1 protein-coding gene is annotated in these 732 nt (G+C 74.0%); it reads right to left on the reverse strand.

Annotated elements, in window-relative coordinates:
• On the reverse strand, window positions 1–732 hold a 732-nt coding region (locus H0487_RS22605), incomplete at both ends, for a carbohydrate kinase family protein (protein ID WP_220793711.1).

The raw sequence follows: 732 nt of genomic DNA on the forward strand, positions 1-732 counted from the left end.
CGTCGGTCGACAGGCCTCCGGCCACCTGGGCAGCCGTCGCGCAGCCCAGGGTCGCCGAGGCCACCAGGTCGCGCCCGAGGGCGCGACCGAGCAGGAAGCCTGCGGAGAACGAGTCGCCGCAGCCCGTCGTGTCGACCACGTCGATCTCGTACGCCGGCACCCACGCCGTCTCGGCGGCCGTGGCGACGTAGGCGCCCCGCGCCCCGGCGGTGACGGCCACGCAGCCGACGCCCCGATCGAGCAGCGCCTGCGCGCCCTCCTCGAGCGTGCTCGTCGCCGTCAGCCCGAGCAGCTGCTCGTCGTTGGGCAGGAACAGGTCGACCAGCGGCAGGCAGGCCGCGATCGCGTCGAGCCACATCGGCTCGCCGGGCGCCAGCATGTCGACGGACGTCGTGACCCCCGCTTCCCGCGCCGCCTCGAGCACCGCGACTGCCGCGTCGCCGAGGAACTCCGGCCCACCGAGGTGGACGTGGTCGGCTCCGCGGACCAGGTCGAGGTCGATGTCGTCGAGCGTCAACGTGCCGTTGGCGCCGATGCAGTGCCACGCCGGCCGATCGCCGTCGCCGTTGATCGGCAGCACGCTGGCCGAGGTCTGGACATCGGCGCGGGTGACGATCGGCGTGGTGTCGACACCGTTGGCCTGGAGCAGGCTGACGAGGACCGACCCGATCGGGTCGGCGCCGACGGCCGCGACCGAGGTGACGTCGGCGCCCAGCTTGCTGAGGACCACGG

Source organism: Nocardioides stalactiti (assembly GCF_014180715.1).
GTDB classification, from domain to species: domain Bacteria; phylum Actinomycetota; class Actinomycetes; order Propionibacteriales; family Nocardioidaceae; genus Nocardioides; species Nocardioides stalactiti.